Raw genomic sequence first — 2,074 nt, 5'->3', positions numbered from 1 at the left:
TGGCGGAGGCATCGTACTGGCCAATTCCCAGGCAGTGCGCCTGTTCGGATGGACGCGCGAGGAATTGCTTGGCGAGCCCATCGAGAAACTCGTGCCGCTGCGCTTCCAGGGCCAGCATCTGGGCCATCGGGCCGGATTCTTCGGTCAGCCTCGACCACGCAACATGGGTGCCGGACTCGAACTGCATGGCCTGCGCAAGGATGGCAGCGAGTTCCCGGTCGAGATCAGCCTCAGTCCACTGCAAACGGAAAATGGGCTGCTCGTGTCGAGTGCGATCCGCGACGTCAGCGAGCGCAAACGGGTGGAAGCCTCCCTGCAACAGGCGAACCGGCTCAAGAGCCAGTTCCTGGCCAACATGTCGCACGAATTGCGCACGCCCTTGAACGGCATCATCGGCTTCTCACAGTTGCTCGTGGATGGGAAGGTGGGCACGCTCGAAGCCAAGCAGCGCGAATTCATTGGCGACATTCTCGACAGCGGGCGTCATTTGCTGCGCCTGGTCAACGACCTTCTCGATCTCTCGAAGATCGAGGCTGGAAAGATGGAGGTTCACGCCGAGCTCTTCGAGCTCGCAACGACCGTTACGGAGGTCTGTGCCGTCCTCTCGCCGCTGATCCAGGAAAAGGGCATCGTGCTGGAAACCGAGATCGAACCGATGCTCTCGAGCGTCTGTCTGGATCGCCACAAATTCAAGCAGATCCTGCTGAACCTCCTCAGCAATGCTGTCAAGTTCACGGAGCCGGGTGGACACGTGCGCATACATGCAACGAAAGACGCCAGCGGAGGTCTGGTGCTGCGTGTGTTCGATACCGGCATCGGCATGGAGCCGCAGGATCTCGCATGCCTGTTCGTCGAATTTCAGCGCGTCGAGCGCGATACCGCGCGGCGCTCACAGGGTACTGGACTTGGACTCGCGCTGACACGCAAGCTGGTCGAGATCCAGGACGGCACGATTGCGCTCGACAGCGTTGTCAACAAGGGAACCACCGTGACGGTCAAATTGCCCTTGCCGAGTGCCGCCTCATGAGTGCCTGCATCCTCATCGTCGATGACAATCCGGTCAATCTGAAGCTCGCGCGCAGTGTGCTCGAGATCGAGGGACACAAGGTGGATGCGGCGATCGATGCGGAGAGTGCGCTGGAATATCTCCACGAGACAATTCCGGATCTGATTCTCATGGATATCGCCCTGCCCGGCATGGACGGGCTGAGCCTGACTCGCAAGCTGAAGGCCGATCCGCGCTGGCGCACGATCCCGGTGATCGCGCTTACGGCTTTCGCGATGCTTTCCGACGAGAAGAGAGCCCTCGACGCCGGCTGTGACGGCTACATGACAAAACCGATCGACACACGCCAGCTACCACTGACGGTCCTTTCCCATCTTGTCGGGAACGGCGCTTCATGAAGCTCCTGATTGCCGACGACTATCCGGCCAACCTGCGCGTGCTGCGGGCCCAACTCGAGGCCGAAGGGCATGAGGTCGTCGAGGCCAGCAACGGCGTTGAGGCCCTCGACTTGCTGGACCGGGAAGAAGACATCTCGGGCGTCATTTCCGACATCCTGATGCCACGCATGGATGGCTATCGCCTGTGTCTGGAGGTCCGTCAGAGCCGGCGCTACACGCAACTTCCCATTCTTCTCTATACCAGTACTTACAATTCCCCGGCCGACCGCGAACTCGCACTTGCATCGGGTGCTGATGCTTATATAGCGAAGCCCGCGCCGGTAGAAACCCTCATGGCTGCGCTGCACGCCGCCGCTGGCAAAGTCAGGCAACCCATCGTGCCCGGGGATGCCGCGGAACTGCAGACCCCGGTGCTCAAGCAGTACAGCGAGACCCTGATCCGGAAACTCGCCGACAAAAGCGCCGAACTGGAACGTGCCCATGAAGGGCTCAGCCAGACCGAAGCCCGCCTCTCAGGCATGGTCGAGTCGGCTCTCGATGCCATTATCGCTGTGGACGAACAGCAGAGGATCGTCTTGTTCAATGCCGCTGCCGAAGGCTTGTTCGGCTGCCCGCGCGCACAAGCGCTGGGCGCGTCCCTGTCGCTGTTCCTTCCGGCCAGGTATCGGGG

General features: G+C 61.1%; 3 protein-coding genes. All 3 read left to right on the top strand.

Translation table 11 applies throughout. The features are described 5' to 3' along the window. A partial coding sequence (locus WBP53_RS08705; protein WP_423927960.1) for a PAS domain-containing sensor histidine kinase occupies window positions 1-1,027 on the top strand: 1,027 nt, incomplete at its 5' end. After that, complete coding sequence (locus WBP53_RS08700; protein WP_423927958.1) at window positions 1,024-1,404, top strand: response regulator; 381 nt, start codon at window positions 1,024-1,026, stop codon at window positions 1,402-1,404. The genes WBP53_RS08705 and WBP53_RS08700, both read left to right, overlap by 4 nt. Then, the coding region (locus WBP53_RS08695) for a response regulator (RefSeq protein ID WP_423927956.1) at window positions 1,401-2,074 on the top strand (674 nt) is incomplete at its 3' end. The genes WBP53_RS08700 and WBP53_RS08695, both read left to right, overlap by 4 nt.

Source organism: Dokdonella sp., assembly GCF_049593775.1.
GTDB lineage: Bacteria > Pseudomonadota > Gammaproteobacteria > Xanthomonadales > Rhodanobacteraceae > Dokdonella.
The sequence above is the reverse complement of the archived record's forward strand: the minus strand, read 5'-3'. Positions and strand labels throughout refer to the sequence as shown.

Bases quoted from the DNA above. Each gene is read 5' to 3' on its own strand.
- WBP53_RS08700 (WP_423927958.1), top strand. From the start codon at position 1,024: ATGAGTGCCTGCATCCTCATCGTCGATGACAATCCGGTCAATCTGAAG.